Raw genomic sequence first — 16,287 nt, 5'->3', positions numbered from 1 at the left:
AGTCACCGATTATGGCGCGGTGTTGAGCCCGGGACCGCTCGAACCCTCACCGGAACGGGTGATTTCCGGCAGCAGGCGGAAGCACGGGGGGCTCACATCGGCACGACGACGAACGAACGGTGCGACGCGGCCACCCCGTCGAGGGGCGCCCTCAGTCGAGGCAGAACTCGTTGCCCTCCACGTCCTGCATGTTCTGGCACGACTCGTTCTCCTCGTCGGCGAGGAGCAGCTTCCCGCGCACCGCGCCGAGCGCGACCAGCCGTGCGCACTCGGCCTCCAGGACCGCGAGGCGCTCCTCCCCCACGAGCCCGGTGCCGACCCGTACGTCGAGGTGCACCCGGTTCTTGACGACCTTGCCCTCGGGAACCCGCTGGAAGTAGAGGCGCGGGCCGACCCCCGTGGGATCACTGGCGGCGAACCACGAACCCCGGTCCTCGGGCGCCTGCGCGCGGTCGAACTCGTCCCAGGTGTCGAACCCCTCGGGGGCCGCCGGCGGCACGTACCCCAGCACCTCGCACCAGAAGCGGCCGACGCGGACGGGATCCGCGCAGTCGTAGGTCACCTGAAACTTCTTGATCGACACCATCGGGCCACCCTAGCGGCGCGTCGGCCTACACCGCGTCTCCGAATTCGTAGTCGAACCAGATCCGGTGGGTGCCGTCGGGCTCGACCGCGAGACCGCCCGTGCCCGTGATGCCGGTCAGCTCGCCCGTTCCGCTCGTCGGCACGATCACGAAGTACTCGGCCTGTCTTCCCTCCCCCAGGGTCGTCGCGGCGTGCGCGAAGTTGAAGGCGCCCGCCCGCTCCTGGAGTGTCCCGGTGAAGGACTCCATCGCGATGTACGTCCCCGTCCCGCCGTTCGGATCGAACGCCGAGGTGAACAAGGTGGCGGAGCGGCCGACGATCTCGCCCTCGAACTCCTTCTCCATGGTGGCGACACCGACGGGCAGCGCCGTCTCGATCGCGGCGACGGGCACGGACGCCGGGGTGAAGGCGGCGACTTTGAAGGTTCCTGAAGCTCGCATGTCCGGATCGTATGCCGCACCACTGACAGTGCCCCCGGACCTGGGCGAAGGGCCTCCGCTCAGGCCCGGGTGTCCGGGTCCTCCTCGGCACCCGGCAACCGGTTGTGCCCCTCGGACCAGTGGTTGGCCCACCCGCAGACACCGCAGGCGTAGCGGCCGTTCACACCCGACACCTCGGCGCCGCAGCCACGGCAGTCCGTCGTGGTGATCTCCTGCGTGTTGAGGAACGCGGCGGCAGCGGCGGCCGCCCGCGAGCCGTCGGGGGATTGCCTGCTCCTGGTCGTCACGCTGCCGACCCTATCCGCCCCCACCGGGGACGAGGCGGTCCGGCCCGACGGCGAATCCCCGGCCACCGCGGTTCCGTCCGCCGTCTCCCCTGCACCTGGGCCGGTACCGGCCGGCTTCCGGTCCGTTCCTCAGCTCCGCCAGGAACCCGGCCCGCCACCCCGCCACTCGATCAGTTCGGACCGGCGCACCCAGTCGTCATCGGCGTCCTCCAGGCCGGCCAGGCGCAGGAACTCGACGATGTCGAGCAACCCGTACGCCATGCCCACGAAGTGTTCGGCCACCCGGACGCGGCGGCCACCGTCCACTGCCGGCGGGTAGATCACGATCGGTTGCGCGACGGCCATGACCACAGGCTGCACCGGTGACGGGAGCGGCGCACGGCACGGTGCGCCAGTCGCGGGACAGCGGCGCACACCCGGCCAGAAACTTGACACACGCATACACGTACCCTGTAATCGCGTATCAGACATTGATCGCCGCCCCTGCGCAGAACCGGGACGCGGCCGACAGAAACGGCCTTTGATGCCTGACGCGACCTCCCCCGCCCCGGCCACCGGAGCGGGGCGGAAACTCGCCGCGCTCGTCCTGGGCCTGGCCGCCCTGGTCACGGTGATGCTGTGCGCCTTCGCCCTGCCCTCCGTCCACAGCGGCCCGCACGAGGTCCCGGTCGGCGCGGCCGGACCCGCGCAGTTCACCCAGGCGCTGGAGGCGAAGCTCGGCGACGACGAGTGGGACGTCCGCGTCTACGAGGACGCCGACGCCATCGCGGCAGCCGTGCACGACCGGGACATCACCGGAGGCGTCGCACTCGCCTCCGAGGGCATCGACGTCTACGTCGCCTCGGCCGGCGGTTCGACCACGGCCGCGGCCGTGACCACCCTCGGCAACACCCTCGCCGCCCAGCAGCACACCGAGGCGACCGTGCACGATCTGGTGCCCTTCACCGAGGACGACCCCCGCGGCTCCGGCCTCACCGCCGCGGCCATGCCGATCGTCTTCGGCGGCATCCTCCCCGTCGTCGCCCTGAGCACCCTCTTCCCGGGCCGCGCCGGGCTGCGCACCCGGCTCCTCGGCGTCCTCCTCTACGCCGTCGCCGCGGGCGCCGCGATCACGGCCCTCCTCCAGTTCGGCACCGGCTCGCTGGACGGCGGCTACGGGGTCACCTCGCTCGGACTCGCCCTCGGGATCACCGCGCTCTCCGGCACGATGCTCGGACTCCACGCCCTGTGGGGCATGCCCGGCTTCGCACTGGGCGGAGCGGTGGTCATGTTCCTCGGCAACCCGCTCTCGGGACTCCCCACCGGCCCGCACTGGCTCCCCTCCGGCTGGGCCGAACTGGGGCAGCTCCTGCCGCCGGGCGCGACGGGAAGCCTGCTGCGCGCCAACGCCTACTTCGACGGCACCGGGGCCATGACGCCCGTACTCGTCCTCTCCGCCTGGGTACTGCTCGCCCTGTGCCTCGCCGCGCTGGCCGGCCGGCGAAGGGCCGGGAGGACCGGCACACCGGCGCCGGTCACCGCGAGCCCCGAGGAAGCAGTCGTCTGACCACGCGGACGGCGATTGGGCGGCGGGCGCCGCGAGGTGATTACCTGGCCTGGGCCCGGCAGCTCCCTTGGACGGGCCGGTACCAGGAAAGGGACGGTCGATTCGAGTGCCGCAGCAACAACGCCCCGCCCCCGTACCGGCCGACCTGGTCGACGCGGCGCTGCGGGCCGCCAGGGCCCGCTCCGTCGCGGTCGGCGACGTGCCCTTGCAGGCGGTGGCCCAGGAGGCCGGGATCTCCCGAAGTACCCTGCTGCGCCGCCTCGGTGGCGGCCGGCAGGCCCTCGACGAGGCCGTGCGGGCGGCCGGCGTCGACCCGGGCGGCCAGCGCCCGGTGAGGGACCGCGCCATCGAGGCCGGGGCCCGGCTGATCAGCGAGAACGGTCTGGCCGCGCTGTCCCTGGAGCGTGTCGCCGCGGCGGCGGCCTGCTCGGTGCACAGCCTCTACGCCGCGTTCGGAGGCCGGGACGAGATGCTCCTGGCCATCTTCGAACGCCACAGCCCGCTGGTGGACATCGAGGCGGTCGTGGCGGCGCACTCCGGGGATCTGGAGACGACGGTCCGGAAGATCTACGTCTCCCTGGCCGCCGCGCTCACTCATGAACCCCGTGTCTTTCCCGCCGTCCTCGCCGAGATCCTCGCGCGACCTCACGACGCCTCCGTACAGGTCCTCGTCCGGCGCGTCCTCCCGCGGCTGTTCCAGGGTGTCGGGAAGTGGCTCAGTGACGAGGCGGCGGCGGGCCGGATCCTTGATCTTCCTCCGCTGCTCCTGCTCCAGCAGATGACGAGCCCGCTCGCTCTGCACCTGCTCCTCCGGCCGGCCGGGGAGCAGGTCCCCGGTGTGCCGTATCCGCCCATCGAGGAGGTGTGCGACACGTTCGCCGACGCCTTCCTGCGCGCGGTCGCCCTCAATCGCGGCGCCCGCCCGGCCGCTTCGGGGTGAACGGCTGAACGGCTCCGCGCCTCAGGCCCCCGTCCCGGCAGCCCGGTCCGAGGCGCTGCGCAGGACGCAGAACTCGTTGCCCTCCGGGTCGGCGAGCACCGCCCAGCCCGTGCCGTCGGGGTTGCGGTGGTCGCCGACGAGGGTGGCGCCGATTCCCAGCAGCCGCCGCACCTCTTCTTCACGGGTCGTCTCGGGGCGCAGACACAGGTGGAGCCGGTTCTTGCCGTGTTTGGGCTCGGGCACCTGGTTGAAGTACAGCACCGGACGACCGTCGCCGAGCGAGACCTGCGTTTCCCGCGCGCCCGGTCCGTCCTCCGGGTCCAGTGGACCGCCGGTCACCTTGCTCCAGAAGAGGGCCAGTTCATAGGGATCCGCGCAGTCGATCGCCATGTTCTGCACTGTCGAGACCATGTGGGCCAGGCTAACCCCGCGCGGTCCGCGTCCCACTCCCGGGCAGCGGCCCGCGGGGCTTCGTCGGTGATCGCGTGCGGGTAGGTTGGGGCGGTGGACGGTGACTGGCGGTCGGACCGGATCGGGGCCGCCCTGCGGGGCGGGAACCCGACGGTGCTGCGGCGGCTGGACGCCGGGTTCGCCGTGATCGGCGACGTCCAGTTCCTGCCCGGGTACTCGGTCCTGCTCGTGGACCGGCCCGGGGTGGACCGGCTGTCGGACCTGCCCCGGGACCGGCGGCTGGCCTTCCTGTCGGACATGGAGCGGCTCGGCGAAGCCGTCGAGCGGGCCTGCGCACGGCTGGACCCCGGGTTCCGCCGGGTCAATCTGGAGATCCTCGGCAACACCGACCCCTTTCTGCACGCCCACGTCTGGCCGCGCTACGACTGGGAACCGGCCGAGCTGCGGAGTGGACCCGTGTGGGGCTATCCGCGCGACCGGTGGCGTGACGAGCGGTTCCGGCTCGGTGCCGGGCACGAGGCGCTGCGCGAGGCCATCGGCGGTGAGCTGGACCGGCCGCGGTCGGCGCCGTGAAGTCTCACATTGCCCCGTTACGAGGTGTGCGGGCGGTGTAACCCCGCAAGATCCCGGCGTGTGACGGGCCGGTAATTCGATCTTCCTAACGTTCTGGGGAGGGGAACCCCGCCGCGGTCGGGGAGGTCCCGGCTCAGGACGCTACACACGCGACGGGGTGGATTTCGTGGCAGCTGGCTCGAAGGACGGCAGCGTCCGCACCGTGTGTTCGTACTGCGGGGTCGGCTGCGGCATCGTCCTCGACATCGAGCGGAACCCGGTCGACGGACGGCGCCGGGCGGCCCGGACGACCGGGGACAAGGAACACCCCACCAACTTCGGGCGCCTGTGCACCAAGGGGTCCACCAGCGCGGACATGATGGCCGCTCCCGGACGGCTGTCGACGGCCCTGGTGCGCGCCGAGCGCGGAGCCCAGCCCACCGGGACCGACGTGGACGAGGCGATCGGCGCGGTCGCGGGGCGGCTGCGGGCCGTCCTGGACGAGCACGGACCCGACGCGCTCGCCTTCTACGTCTCCGGCCAGATGTCCCTGGAGGCCCAGTACCTGGCGAACAAGCTCGCCAAGGGTTTCGTCCGCACCACGCAGATCGAGTCGAACTCCCGGCTGTGCATGGCCTCGGCCGGCACCGGCTACAAACTCTCCCTGGGCGCCGACGGGCCGCCCGGCTCGTACGAGGACTTCGACCGCGCCGATGTCTTCCTCGTCATCGGCGCCAACATGGCGGACTGCCACCCGATCCTGTTCCTGCGCATGATGGACCGGGTGAAGTCGGCCGGGGCGAAGCTGATCGTGGTCGACCCGCGCCGCAACGCCACCGCCGACAAGGCGGACCTGTTCCTGCGGATCAGGCCGGGCACCGATCTCGCGCTCCTCAACGGACTGCTGCACCTGCTGGTCGAGGACGGCCACACCGACGAGCGGTTCATGGGCGAGTTCACGGAGGGCTGGGAGGACATGCCCGCCTTCCTCGCCGACTACCCTCCGGCGAAGGTCGCGGAGATCACCGGCATCCCGGAGGACGACATCCGGCAGGCGGCGCGGTGGATCGGCGAGGCCGGCGAGTGGATGAGCTGCTGGACCATGGGCCTGAACCAGTCCACGCACGGCACCTGGAACACCAACGCCCTGGTCAACCTGCACCTGGCGACCGGCGCCATCTGCCGCCCGGGGTCGGGCCCGTTCTCGCTCACCGGCCAGCCCAACGCCATGGGCGGCCGGGAGATGGGGTACATGGGGCCGGGGCTGCCCGGCCAGCGGTCCGTCCTCGTCGACTCGGAACGCGCGTTCGTCGAGGACATGTGGAACATCCCCGAGGGCTCCCTGCGCGCCGAGGCGGGCCGCGGCACCGTCGAGATGTTCGAGCGGATGGCCGCGGGCGACATCAAGGCCTGCTGGATCATCTGCACGAACCCGGTCGCCTCCGTCGCCAACCGCAGGACCGTCATCGCCGGTCTGGAGGCGGTCGAACTCGTCGTCACCCAGGACGTGTTCGCCGAGACCGAGACCAACTCCTACGCGGATGTCGTCCTGCCCGCCACCCTCTGGGCGGAGTCCGACGGCGTCATGATCAACTCGGAGCGGAATCTCACCCTCGTCCAGGGCGTCGTCGACCCGCCCGGACAGGCGCTGCCCGACTGGCAGTTGATCGCCCGGGTGGCCTGTGAGATGGGCTTCGCGGAGGCGTTCACGTACGGCTCGGCGGAGGAGGTCTTCGAGGAGCTGAAGCAGGCGTGGAACCCCCAGACCGGCTGGGACCTGCGCGGAGTGACCTACGAGCGGCTGCGGGCCATGCCCGTGCAGTGGCCCGCGCCCACCGCGGAAGGGCCGGACCGCAATCCGATCCGCTACCTCAACGACGGTGTCAGCCAGACCCTGTTGGAGCGGGCCGACGGCACCCGCCCCCGGCTGGTGTTCCCGACGCCGAGCGGCCGGGCCCGGTTCTTCGCCCGGCCCCACCTCCCGGCCGCCGAACTCCCCGACGACGACTTCCCGTTCGTCCTCAACACCGGCCGGCTCCAGCACCAGTGGCACACCCTGACCAAGACCGGCAAAGTGGCCAAGCTGAACAAGCTCAACCCCGGTCCGTTCGTCGAGGTCAACCCCGAGGACGCGCGTGCTCTCGGCGTCGCCGACGGAGACCACCTGGAGGTCGCCTCCCGCCGCGGCCGGGCCGTACTGCCCGTCCAGGTCACCGACCGGGTCGGCCCCGGCACCTGCTTCGCCCCGTTCCACTGGAACGACCTCTTCGGCGAATACCTCAGCATCAACGCCCTCACCAACGACGCCGTGGACCCGCTCTCCTTCCAGCCGGAGTTGAAGGTCTGCGCCGTCGCCCTCGCGAAGACGGCCGCACCGATACCCGCGGTCCGCCCGGAACCCGTTACGGAGACGGCTTCCGCGAACCCGGCCCAGGCTGCCCCTGCCCCGACTCCGGACGGCTCCCCCGTCCACGCCCTCGCCGGGCTGTTCGGCATCGGCGACCTCGCCCCCGCCGCCCTCGCGGCGCCCGAACGCCGTTACCTCTCCGGCTACCTGACCGGGCTGGCCCTCGCCCCGCCCGACGGACGGGTCCCCGTCCTGCCGCCGGACGCGCCCTTCACCCCGGACCACGCCCAGTGGGTGGACGGAGTCCTCGCGGGCATGTTCTCCCGGACCGGGACCGGAGCCGGGACCCGCGCCGGGACGGGGACCGGAGCCGGGACCGGAGCGCCGCCCACCCCGCCCGCTGAAGCAGAAGCGCCGGATGCCTCCGCCGCCGTACCCACCCGGCGCCTGCTGGTCCTGTGGGCCTCGCAGACCGGCAACGCCGAGGAGTTCGCCGGCACCACCGCCTCGCGGCTCGCCGCGACGGGCCGGACCGCCGAGGTGCTGCCCATGGCGGACGTCTCCCCCGCGCACCTCACCGCGGACACCGACGTCCTGTTCGTCACCTCGACCTTCGGCGACGGAGACGCGCCGGACAACGGCGCCGACTTCTGGCAGGCGCTGTCGGCGCCGGACGCGGCGCGGCTGGAGGGCGTCCGCTACGCCGTCCTCGCCCTCGGGGACTCCAGCTACGACGACTTCTGCGGCTACGGCCGCCGGCTGGACGAACGCCTCGAAGCGCTGGGCGCCTCCCGGATCGTCCAACGCGCCGACTGCGAACCCGACTTCGTGGAGCCCGCCGGGCGCTGGCTCGCCCAGGTCGTGACCGCCCTGACCGCGGCCGGGGACCGGCGGCCGGTGACCGCGGGCACCGCCCCCGCCCCGACGTGGGCGCCCACCCCGGCCGAGTACACCAGGTCCTCCCCCTTCTCCACCCTTCTGGTCGGCAACCGGCTGCTGAGCCTGCCCGGTTCGCAGAAGGAGGTACGGCAGTTCGCCTTCGACACCCGCGACGGTGAACTGGCCTACGAGGCCGGGGACGCCCTCGGGGTGTGGCCCGTCAACGGCGCGCCCCTGGTCGCCGAATGGCTGGCGCTGACCGGGCTCGACCCGGACGAGCCCGTCCCCCTCGGCGACGGCGCCGCGGTCCCCCTGGAGGAGGCCCTGCGCACCCGGCTCGACATCGCCCGCATCAGCACCGACCTGCTCAGGTTCGTCACGGAACGCACCGGCAGCCACGCCCTCAAGCGGCTGCTGCGCCCCGACAACAAGGACGCGCTCGCCCAGTGGTGCTGGGGGCGTCAGGCGGCCGATGTCGTCGCCGAGTTCCCGGTCCGGGCCTCGGCGGCGGAGTGGGCGACCGTCCTCAAGCGCCTCCAGCCGCGTCTGTACTCCATCTCCTCCAGCCCTCTCGCGCATCCGGGCGAGGTCCGGCTCACCGTCTCCGTCGTCCGTTACCCGGGCGACCTCGGCCGGGACCGGCTCGGGGTGTGTTCGACGTACCTCGCCGACCACGCGGACGACGGTCCCGTGCAGGTCTTCGTCCAGCGGTCGCCGCAGTTCCGCCCGCCGGCCGACCCGGCCACCCCCATGATCATGGTGGGGCCCGGTACCGGTGTCGCGCCGTTCGTCGGCTTCCTGGAGGACCGCCGGGCCCGCGGACACACCGGCCCCAACTGGCTCTTCTTCGGCGAACAGCGCCAGGCCACCGACTTCTACTACCGGGAGGACCTGGAGGCGCACCGCGCGTCGGGCCATCTCGACCGGCTCGACCTCGCCTTCTCCCGCGACCAGCGCAACAAGGTCTACGTCCAGGACCGGATGCGCGAGCACGGTCCCCGCCTGTGGCAGTGGCTCCAGGACGGGGCCCACTTCTACGTCTGCGGCGACGCGGGCCGGATGGCCAAGGACGTCGACCAGGCGCTCAAGGACATCGCCACCACGCACGGCGGGCTGGGTCCGGAGGAGGCGGCCGCGTACGTCAGGCGGCTGGCCGCGGACAAGCGCTACGTCCGCGACGTCTACTGATCTCGGGGACCGCCCTTCACGGGGGCGGTGCTGCCCCGCACCACCAACTGGGTGGCGAGTTCCAGGGGGAGCTGGTCGGCGGCCTCGCCGTCGATGACGCGCAGCAGAATGTTGGCCGCCCTGGAGGCCATGTCCTGGAGCGGCTGGCGCACGGTGGTCAGGGCCGGGTGGGTCCACCGGGCGACCGGGAGGTCGTCGAAGCCGACGACGCTGACGTCGCCGGGTATGGCGAGGCCGGTCGTGCTCTCCGAGGCGGGCATGATGAACTTCACCGCCGACGGCGCCACCACCGACGGTCTGGAACAGCGGCTCGGTGACCTCTGGGTGAAGCGGCTGTTCTCGCTCATCGACTACCGCGGGCCGATCCCGAACCTTCCCGGTGAGCACGACCTCTCGGGTGTGATCCGTTCCGTCGCCTACATCAACCTCGACTTCCGCTACGGCTGGGACGGCATCGACGACGGCACCTTCGACTTCCCGCCCGACACCACCTGGTTCGTGGACGGAAGGCTCTCCCGGTACGGCGCGGCGAAGGCGTCGTTCTGCTCGGGGCCGGCGGCCGGCGGCCGGCGGATTCGCCGCGCGCTGCCGTTGGGAGGGCGGGAGGCGGTCGTCGCGGGGCTCACTTCTTCCCGCCGAACGCCTCCTTCCTGAACAGGTCGATCAGGCTCGGGACGCCTTGGGTGGTACGTACGTCGACGAAGGCGCGTACATGCCCCTCACCGGTCACCTCGCGCAGCAGCGCGTGCGCCAGGTCCGCGCGCGAGGTGAACCGTCCGGGCAGGCGCGAGGTGCCGACCTCGTAGTCGCTGACGGCGTCGGTGTCGAAGAGGCCGGCGGGGCGGACCACCGTCCACAGGTGGTCGGTCTCGCGCACGACGCCCTCCATCCGCCGCATGTCCTCGTACACGGTGCGTCCGAGGGTCCGCTCGATGGCGGGTTCCAGCACCTTGCGGAAGAGGAAGGTCTCGCCGGGCGCCGGCACGCCGAACAGCACGGTCGAACTGACGCAGACCAGGCGCCTGACCTCGTGCTTCGTCATCGCCTGCGCGATGTGGGTGATCCCCTCGGAGTAGACGGTGACCGGCCGGCGGGCGAAGGGGACCCCGAGGGCCGAGATGACCGCGTCCCGCCCGGCCACGGCGTGTTCCACGGCCGCGGGGTCGTGCACGTCCGCGCCGAACACCCGCAGCCGGGAACCGCTCAGCGGGTACTCCTCGGGACGGCGGGTGACGGCGGTGACCGTGTGCCCGTCGGCGAGCGCCTGCTCGGTGACCTGACGTCCGGTCGGGCCGTTGGCGCCGAAGATCGTGATCCTCATCGTGATGACTCCTCTGCTGTCGTGTGCTGGCTGAGAGGAGTCCGACGCCCCGGAATGTGACGTCGAGCAGTCCGGTGAGACCTGAACCACACCCCGGGCGATGTCGCGGTTCGGCCTTCCTTGTGCCAAGTCCGTTGCAGACGAGTCGAGTTGGTGTTCGGGAGTGGTCCGGTGCGCCAGACTGCTTGCCATACGTGACCGCCGGGCGGCGGGAGCACATCCTTACGGGTGGGGGGGCAGCGATGGCCGAGTGGAGACCGGTCGTGGCGGCAGTGGCGGGGACACTGCTGCTGGCCGGGTGTACGGGCGGGGCGGACGGGGACTCCGCCGAGCCGGGGAAGGGGAAGTCGAGCGGCGCTTCGGGTCCGGCGGGCGGTGCCAGTCCCTCGCCCTCGGCCGCCGCCGTCACCGAGGACGAGCCGTACACGATGGCGGAGGATCTGGCGCCACGCACCCGGTCCGAGGCGGTCGCCTTCGTCCGGGGGCTGAACGTGCGGCCGGACAACTTCGGTTCCGGATTCCGCAAGGCGCAGCCGTACGAGAGCGACCCGTCGGAGTGGGCCGTGCTGGACGAGAACTGCGTCTGGCAGCGGGAGCCACTGCCCGACTCGGTGCTGGCCAGCCTCACCAGGCGGCTCGTGTTACCGGGGACCGGGAAGAAGGGGCCGGTGCAGGTGTCCCTCACCGTGACCGTCCACGAGAACACCAAGGCCGCCCGCCGGGACATGGCGGTCTCCCTGGAGGAGGCGATGCGCTGCCCTGACCAGCGGCTCAACGCCACGGAACGGGTGCGCGGCCTGTACTCGCGGGCCGACCCCTTCGCCGAGGGCCGCAACGGGGTCACCGACGACGACCTGGTGGAGAGCGGGGAGTACCTGGTGGACGGGACGAAGGGCGCCCTGCCCTTCGACTGGTTCAAGTACCGCCTCGGCCCGATCACGGTGGCCGCGACGGACCGGATCGGCGTGGGCCACAGCGAGGAGGAGGCGAGCGCCGTCGCGTCCGACGTGGCCCAGGGAGTGGCCTACACGGCCGCCGAGATCGACAGCATCGGCGGCTCGTCCGCCAAGGACGGCGGCACGTCCGGCGGCACCTCCGGCGGCACGTCCGGCGGCACGTCCGGCAGTAAGGACGACACCGGCAGCGACAGCGACGAGGACGCGGAGGCTTCGCGATGAGTGAACCGCTGAGGCCCGCCGACCCGTCCCGTATCGCCGGGTTCCGACTGCTGCGGCGGCTCGGGGCGGGCGGCATGGGTGTGGTCTACCTGGGCCGCGACGACGCCGGCACGCTCGCCGCCGTGAAGGTCATCCGCGGTGAGAGCGCCGGTGACCCCGACTTCCGCGCCCGCTTCGCACGCGAGGCCGACCTGGCCCGGCGGGTGACCAACCGCTGGGTGGTGCCGGTGCTCGGTGCGGACGCGGAGGCGCAGGAGCCGTGGCTGGCGACCGCGTTCGTGCCAGGCCCCTCACTGGTCGAGGCCGTCGCCGAACACGGCCCGCTGCCCCCGGTGACGGCGCACGCCCTCGGCCGCCTGCTGGCCGACGCGGTCACGGACCTGCACGCGGCCGGACTGGTCCACCGGGACGTCAAGCCGGGCAATGTGCTGCTGGCGCTGGACGGGCCCAGGCTGATCGACTTCGGTGTGGCTCGTTCCGAGGACGACACCGCGCTGACCGCGTCCGGCATGGTCGTCGGCAGCCCGGGTTTCCTCTCCCCCGAACAGGCACGCGGCCAGGCCGCGACCGCGGCGAGCGACGTGTTCTCCCTGGGCGGTGTCCTCGCCTACGCGCTCACCGGCCGCCCGCCGTTCGGTACCGGCGCCCCGGAGGCCCTGCTGTACCGGACCGTCCATGACGAGCCCGAACTCGACGGCATCGCGGACGGCTCCCGGGAACTGGTCGCCCGCTGCCTGTCGAAGGAGCCCGCGGACCGGCCCACGGCGGCGGAACTTCGCCAACTGCTGGGTGACGAGGCCATGTCGAGGCACACCGAGTCCGAGGACGCGGTGCCGAGCGACGCCGTCTCCGGCAGTGGGCCATCGGCGGCCACTGCGCCCCCTGAGGACGGCTCGGATTCGCGCCGCGAGCATCAACTCGCGGACTGGGACAGCTCCGTTCACCTCCCCGACGCGGTCGCCCGCATGATCGCCGCGCGCTCCGCCGAGGGGCTCGCACTGCCCGACATCGAACCCACCGAGGTCGACACCCCCGGCACCGGCGCCACGGCCCGCGGCGGACCCGAGGACGCCTCGGCCAGTCGGCCGAGCCGGCGCCGACTACTGCTGGCCGGCGGGGCGTTGCTGCTCGCCGCGGGCGGCGGAGGCGTGGCCGCGCTGCTCGCCGACGGCGACGAGGACGACCCGCCGAAGACCGCCGGCCGCCCGGTGTACGTCCTCGGCGTGCACGTCTCCGACTCGACCGAGGCGGTCAGCCGGGTCAGCGAACGCGCGGCACAACTCGCCGTGGCCCAGCACAACGCCGAGCGGAAGCGCGCCTACGACCTGAAGGTGCGGGTGCTGAGCGACCGCGGGGACGCGGCCGGCGCACAGGACGTGGCGCGCCGGTTCACGGCGGACCGTGACGTGGTGGCCGTGCTCGGACCGGTCGCCGAACTGCCCATGCGGGCGGCGGCACAGGTCTACGGGCAGGCCGGACTGACCCATGTGTCGAGCAGCACCGGCCAGCAGGACTACTTCGTCACCTCGCCCAACTCGTCGTTCCAGACCGGCATGGCGCACATCGCCCTCGGCGGCTGGATCGCCCTGCACGCCCTGATCAGCGGGCAGCTCGGGCGCCTCGGCGTGGTGCTCGACCGGGCCGGCGGCACGACCATCCAGGACCAGGCGTCGCTGCTCGTACGGCAGTGGCGGGACACGCTGGGCGGCGAGGTGGTGCCCCGGGTCGTGGCCGAGGGCACCGACGACGGCCCCGGGGCGATCCGGGAGCTGCTCGCCTCCGGCGTGACGGCCTTCGCCTACCTCGGCCCGCTGGAGAACACCGTCACCGCGGCGAAGCAACTGGCCTCGGCCGGGTTCGAGGGGCCGCGATGGATGCAGCACCTGCTGTACGGCTCGGAGTTCCCGAGTCTGACGGGTGCCGCGGGCGAGGGCTGGTACGCGGTCGACTCCGCGGCCGATCCCTCCCAGGTGCGGACCAAGGCGGCGCGGGACTTCACCGCCGCCTGGCGAGCCCGGTACAAGGCGGCGCCGGAACCGCACGCCGCGGAGGCGTACGACTCGGTGCGTCTGCTGCTCGGTGAGTTCGCGCGCACCGTGCCCGCCAAGTCCGGCTCCCGGCCCGCGCGGGCCGAACTCGGCGAGCGGATGGCGAAGGTCAAGTACCAGGGAATGGACCGGACTTACTCCTTCGGCAACTACCACGAGTTCACCAGTGACGGGGACGAGTGGATGACCAGCACCTATGTGCACGAGGTGCGGGGCGGACGGTTCCGCCAACTCGGCTCGCTCGCCGAGCTTCAGGCCGCGAACGGCACCGAGAGCTGAGGGCCGAGGCGGAACCGTCCCGCGCCGGTGCCGAACCGGCGCCGCGGCACCCCGCGACGCCAGGCCCGGCCGACAGACCGAAGGAGGTGTCCCCGGCATGGATCGGCTGCTGCCGTCCGACCCGTCCATGATCAGCGAGTACCGGCTGGCGGCACGGCTCGGCGCGGGCGGGATGGGCGTGGTCTACCTGGCGCGCTCCCCGCACGGCACGTGGTGCGCGCTGAAGTCGATCCGCTCCGAGCACGCCGACGACCCCGGGTTCCGGGCCCGCTTCCTCCGCGAGACGGAGCTGGCGGCACGGCTGCGCGCCCGCTGGACGGTGCCGGTCCTGGCGGCCGACGCCGAGGCCCGCTCCCCGTGGCTGGTCACCGCGTACGTGCCGGGCCCCTCGCTCGCGGAGGCGGTGGCGGTGCACGGTCCGTGGCGGGCGGCGCAGCTGCGCTGTCTGGGCGCGGCGCTGGCCGAGTCGCTGGAGGGCGTGCACGCGTGCGGGCTCGTCCACCGGGACGTGAAGCCGGCGAACATCCTGCTGGCCTCCGACGGCCCGCGGCTGATCGACTTCGGTATCGCCCGCGCGGTCGGGGTGACGGCGCTCACCACGGACGGGTCGGTCGTCGGGTCGCCCGGCTATCTCTCGCCCGAGCAGGCCCGCGGCCGCACGGTGGGGCCGCCCAGCGACGTCTTCTCACTGGGCTGCGTCCTGGCTCACGCGGCCACGGGGCGGCCGGTGTTCGGCACGGGCGGGGCGGCCGGTGTCCTGTACCGGACGGTGCACGAGGAGCCGGATCTGACGGGCGTCCCCGACGAACTCACCGGGATCGTGGGGCGCTGCCTGGCGAAGGATCCCGACGACCGCCCGACGATCGGCGAACTCCGTTCTCTGTTCGGCCGGTTCGAGGAGCGGGTCTGGCTGCCGGAGGGCGTGCCCGCTCTGGTGGCGGTGCGGGCGGCGCGGGTGCTGGACCTGCCGGTGCCGCAGTTGACCGTGACCGACGGGCCGCCGTTCGCCGGCGACCTGGGCACGGTGGCGGGTCCCGCGGAGCGCGCTGCGACGTCCCGGCGCAGGGTGCTGGCGGCGGGCGGCGCCGTCCTGGGCGTCGGTGCGGCGAGCGTGGGCGGCTGGTGGCGCTGGGGGCGCGCCGGGGCGACGGGCGCGACAGGCGGCGGCACGCTGCCCCGCCGGGTGGTCGCCCTGCTCGGCGACCGGTCCGACGAGGTGTTCACGGCCCATGAGCGGGGGGCCCGGCTGGCGGTGAGCGAGCACAACGCCGACGAGCGCCGTACGTTCGACCTGGTACTGCGCACGGCCGACGACGCGGGTACGGCCGAGGGGGCGGCGGCCTCGGCGGCCCGGCTCGCCGCCGATCAGAAGGTGCTGGCCGTGATCGGGGCCGGTACCAACACGACCGCGCCCGCGGCGATGGAGGCGTGTACGCGGGGGCAGTTGGGCCAGCTGGTCACCCGGGCCGACACCAACGAGCTGGACAGCGTCAATGTGACCACGACGCTGCTGATGCGGTCGACCAGGACCGCGGGCCCGCCGGCGATCCTGCGCTACCTGAACCGGGTGGTGAAGCCTCGGCGCACCACCGTGATCCACGATCGCGAGGACGCCGAGGAGAGCATCCGCACCGTCCGGATCATCGTCGTGCACAAGAAGCTCGACGGCGCCGCGACCGTGGAAGAGGTCGCCGCGGACGAGGACTTCGACACGGTGGCCCGGCGGATCGCGGACCGGGACGACGACGCGGTGGTGTTCGCCGGGGTCAATCCCGACCGGGCCGCTTCGTGCGCCCGTGCCCTGCGGGAGGCGGGCTACCGCGGCCCCTGTGTGGCCGACGAGCACGTCCTCGGGGCGCGCTTCCTCGCGGAGGCGGAGGGCTGGTGGATCGGCACGGGGTACACCGACGCCGTCGCCGACCCCCGGGTCAAGGCGTTCACGGCGGCCCACCGCGACCGGTACGGCACGGCACCGGCGCCCTGGGCCGCCGAGGCCTACGACGCCGTCCGCTTCGTCGCCCACGGTCTGGCCGGGGCGGGCGACGACCCGCGCTCCTCGCTCCGTTCGGTACTGCTGCGCGGCCCCTGGCAGGGCATCACCCGCAGGATGAGCTACGACGCCGACTCCTGGTTCTTCGAGACGGTCCAGGACGCGGGCGCGTTCCTCTACCGGGTGCGGGACGGTGCCGCCCGCTTCGTGGCCCGCTCGGACGACATCAGCGCCGAGACGGTCTGACGAACCGCCCGAGTAAATCGGCGCACATTCAGAAGGACTGACGGACCGTC

14 protein-coding genes and 1 pseudogene are annotated in these 16,287 nt (G+C 72.8%); 8 read left to right on the top strand and 7 right to left on the bottom strand.

Going from position 1 to position 16,287, the window contains the following annotated elements; all coding sequences use genetic code 11:
- Positions 1-151: 151 nt before the first annotated feature.
- From AB0E07_RS27480 to AB0E07_RS27465, 4 genes are all read right to left on the bottom strand, one after another.
- Entirely contained in the window at positions 152-586 is a 435-nt protein-coding gene (locus AB0E07_RS27480; protein ID WP_362257629.1) for a VOC family protein, read from the bottom strand.
- Between the two features lie 25 nt (positions 587-611).
- Positions 612-1,025, bottom strand: coding sequence for a DUF3224 domain-containing protein (locus AB0E07_RS27475; protein WP_362257627.1), 414 nt, complete (start codon positions 1,023-1,025; stop codon positions 612-614).
- Between the two features lie 59 nt (positions 1,026-1,084).
- Positions 1,085-1,312 carry a hypothetical protein gene (locus tag AB0E07_RS27470; protein WP_362257624.1) on the bottom strand — a complete coding sequence of 76 codons (228 nt, stop codon included), beginning with the start codon at positions 1,310-1,312 and terminating at the stop codon, positions 1,085-1,087.
- A gap of 129 nt (positions 1,313-1,441) precedes the next feature.
- A complete protein-coding gene (locus tag AB0E07_RS27465) occupies positions 1,442-1,657 on the bottom strand; it encodes a hypothetical protein (protein ID WP_362257621.1) in 216 nt (71 codons plus the stop codon).
- 178 nt (positions 1,658-1,835) lie between these two features.
- Here AB0E07_RS27465 and AB0E07_RS27460 point away from each other — a divergent pair, with 178 nt between their 5' ends.
- Both AB0E07_RS27460 and AB0E07_RS27455 read left to right on the top strand, forming a co-directional pair.
- On the top strand, positions 1,836-2,858 hold the full coding sequence (locus tag AB0E07_RS27460; protein ID WP_362257618.1) for a hypothetical protein: 1,023 nt from the start codon (positions 1,836-1,838) through the stop codon (positions 2,856-2,858).
- Positions 2,859-2,964: 106 nt separating this feature from the next.
- Complete coding sequence (locus tag AB0E07_RS27455; protein WP_362257614.1) at positions 2,965-3,798, top strand: TetR family transcriptional regulator; 834 nt, start codon at positions 2,965-2,967, stop codon at positions 3,796-3,798.
- Positions 3,799-3,819: 21 nt separating this feature from the next.
- Here the strand turns inward: AB0E07_RS27455 and AB0E07_RS27450 are convergent, their stop codons facing one another.
- Positions 3,820-4,209 carry a VOC family protein gene (locus AB0E07_RS27450; RefSeq protein WP_362257611.1) on the bottom strand — a complete coding sequence of 130 codons (390 nt, stop codon included), beginning with the start codon at positions 4,207-4,209 and terminating at the stop codon, positions 3,820-3,822.
- Positions 4,210-4,302: 93 nt separating this feature from the next.
- Here AB0E07_RS27450 and AB0E07_RS27445 point away from each other — a divergent pair, with 93 nt between their 5' ends.
- Complete coding sequence (locus AB0E07_RS27445) at positions 4,303-4,782, top strand: diadenosine tetraphosphate hydrolase (protein WP_362257608.1); 480 nt, start codon at positions 4,303-4,305, stop codon at positions 4,780-4,782.
- Between the two features lie 166 nt (positions 4,783-4,948).
- Positions 4,949-9,175: a bifunctional nitrate reductase/sulfite reductase flavoprotein subunit alpha gene (locus tag AB0E07_RS27440; protein ID WP_362257606.1), complete on the top strand. Its 4,227-nt coding sequence runs from the start codon at positions 4,949-4,951 to the stop codon at positions 9,173-9,175.
- On the opposite strand, the pseudogene AB0E07_RS27435 reads toward AB0E07_RS27440, so the two are convergent.
- A pseudogene (locus tag AB0E07_RS27435) lies at positions 9,169-9,411 on the bottom strand (substrate-binding domain-containing protein); the annotation flags it as partial. The gene AB0E07_RS27440 and the pseudogene AB0E07_RS27435 sit on opposite strands and share 7 nt — an antisense overlap.
- A gap of 22 nt (positions 9,412-9,433) precedes the next feature.
- Here AB0E07_RS27435 and AB0E07_RS27430 point away from each other — a divergent pair.
- A complete protein-coding gene (locus AB0E07_RS27430) occupies positions 9,434-9,829 on the top strand; it encodes a hypothetical protein (protein WP_362257602.1) in 396 nt (131 codons plus the stop codon).
- On the opposite strand, the gene AB0E07_RS27425 is transcribed toward AB0E07_RS27430, so the two are convergent.
- Positions 9,798-10,496: an NAD(P)H-binding protein gene (locus tag AB0E07_RS27425; protein WP_362257599.1), complete on the bottom strand. Its 699-nt coding sequence runs from the start codon at positions 10,494-10,496 to the stop codon at positions 9,798-9,800. The two genes, AB0E07_RS27430 and AB0E07_RS27425, sit on opposite strands and share 32 nt — an antisense overlap.
- Before the next feature lie 242 nt (positions 10,497-10,738).
- On the opposite strand from AB0E07_RS27425, the gene AB0E07_RS27420 reads away from it, so the two are divergent.
- From AB0E07_RS27420 to AB0E07_RS27410, 3 genes are all read left to right on the top strand, one after another.
- Positions 10,739-11,674: a hypothetical protein gene (locus AB0E07_RS27420; protein ID WP_362257596.1), complete on the top strand. Its 936-nt coding sequence runs from the start codon at positions 10,739-10,741 to the stop codon at positions 11,672-11,674.
- A complete protein-coding gene (locus AB0E07_RS27415) occupies positions 11,671-14,001 on the top strand; it encodes a bifunctional serine/threonine-protein kinase/ABC transporter substrate-binding protein (RefSeq protein ID WP_362257593.1) in 2,331 nt (776 codons plus the stop codon). The genes AB0E07_RS27420 and AB0E07_RS27415 overlap by 4 nt, the downstream gene beginning before the upstream one ends.
- 97 nt (positions 14,002-14,098) lie before the next feature.
- Positions 14,099-16,237, top strand: coding sequence for a bifunctional serine/threonine-protein kinase/ABC transporter substrate-binding protein (locus AB0E07_RS27410; protein WP_362257590.1), 2,139 nt, complete (start codon positions 14,099-14,101; stop codon positions 16,235-16,237).
- Positions 16,238-16,287: the final 50 nt, after the last annotated feature.

Origin of the sequence: Streptomyces sp. NPDC048002 (assembly GCF_040653275.1) — a bacterium.
Taxonomy (GTDB): domain Bacteria; phylum Actinomycetota; class Actinomycetes; order Streptomycetales; family Streptomycetaceae; genus Streptomyces.
Note: the sequence above shows the minus strand (reverse complement) of the source record. Positions and strands in the feature narration are given on the sequence as shown.

What these genes read in the sequence shown, in the direction of transcription:
- AB0E07_RS27480 (WP_362257629.1), bottom strand. Translation starts at nt 586, where the DNA reads ATGGTGTCGATCAAGAAGTTTCAGGTGACCTACGACTGCGCGGATCCC.
- AB0E07_RS27475 (WP_362257627.1), bottom strand. Translation starts at nt 1,025, where the DNA reads ATGCGAGCTTCAGGAACCTTCAAAGTCGCCGCCTTCACCCCGGCGTCC.
- AB0E07_RS27465 (WP_362257621.1), bottom strand. Translation starts at nt 1,657, where the DNA reads ATGGCCGTCGCGCAACCGATCGTGATCTACCCGCCGGCAGTGGACGGT.
- AB0E07_RS27460 (WP_362257618.1), top strand. Translation starts at nt 1,836, where the DNA reads ATGCCTGACGCGACCTCCCCCGCCCCGGCCACCGGAGCGGGGCGGAAA.
- AB0E07_RS27450 (WP_362257611.1), bottom strand. Translation starts at nt 4,209, where the DNA reads ATGGTCTCGACAGTGCAGAACATGGCGATCGACTGCGCGGATCCCTAT.
- AB0E07_RS27430 (WP_362257602.1), top strand. Translation starts at nt 9,434, where the DNA reads ATGATGAACTTCACCGCCGACGGCGCCACCACCGACGGTCTGGAACAG.
- AB0E07_RS27425 (WP_362257599.1), bottom strand. Translation starts at nt 10,496, where the DNA reads ATGAGGATCACGATCTTCGGCGCCAACGGCCCGACCGGACGTCAGGTC.
- AB0E07_RS27420 (WP_362257596.1), top strand. Translation starts at nt 10,739, where the DNA reads ATGGCCGAGTGGAGACCGGTCGTGGCGGCAGTGGCGGGGACACTGCTG.
- AB0E07_RS27415 (WP_362257593.1), top strand. Translation starts at nt 11,671, where the DNA reads ATGAGTGAACCGCTGAGGCCCGCCGACCCGTCCCGTATCGCCGGGTTC.
- AB0E07_RS27410 (WP_362257590.1), top strand. Translation starts at nt 14,099, where the DNA reads ATGGATCGGCTGCTGCCGTCCGACCCGTCCATGATCAGCGAGTACCGG.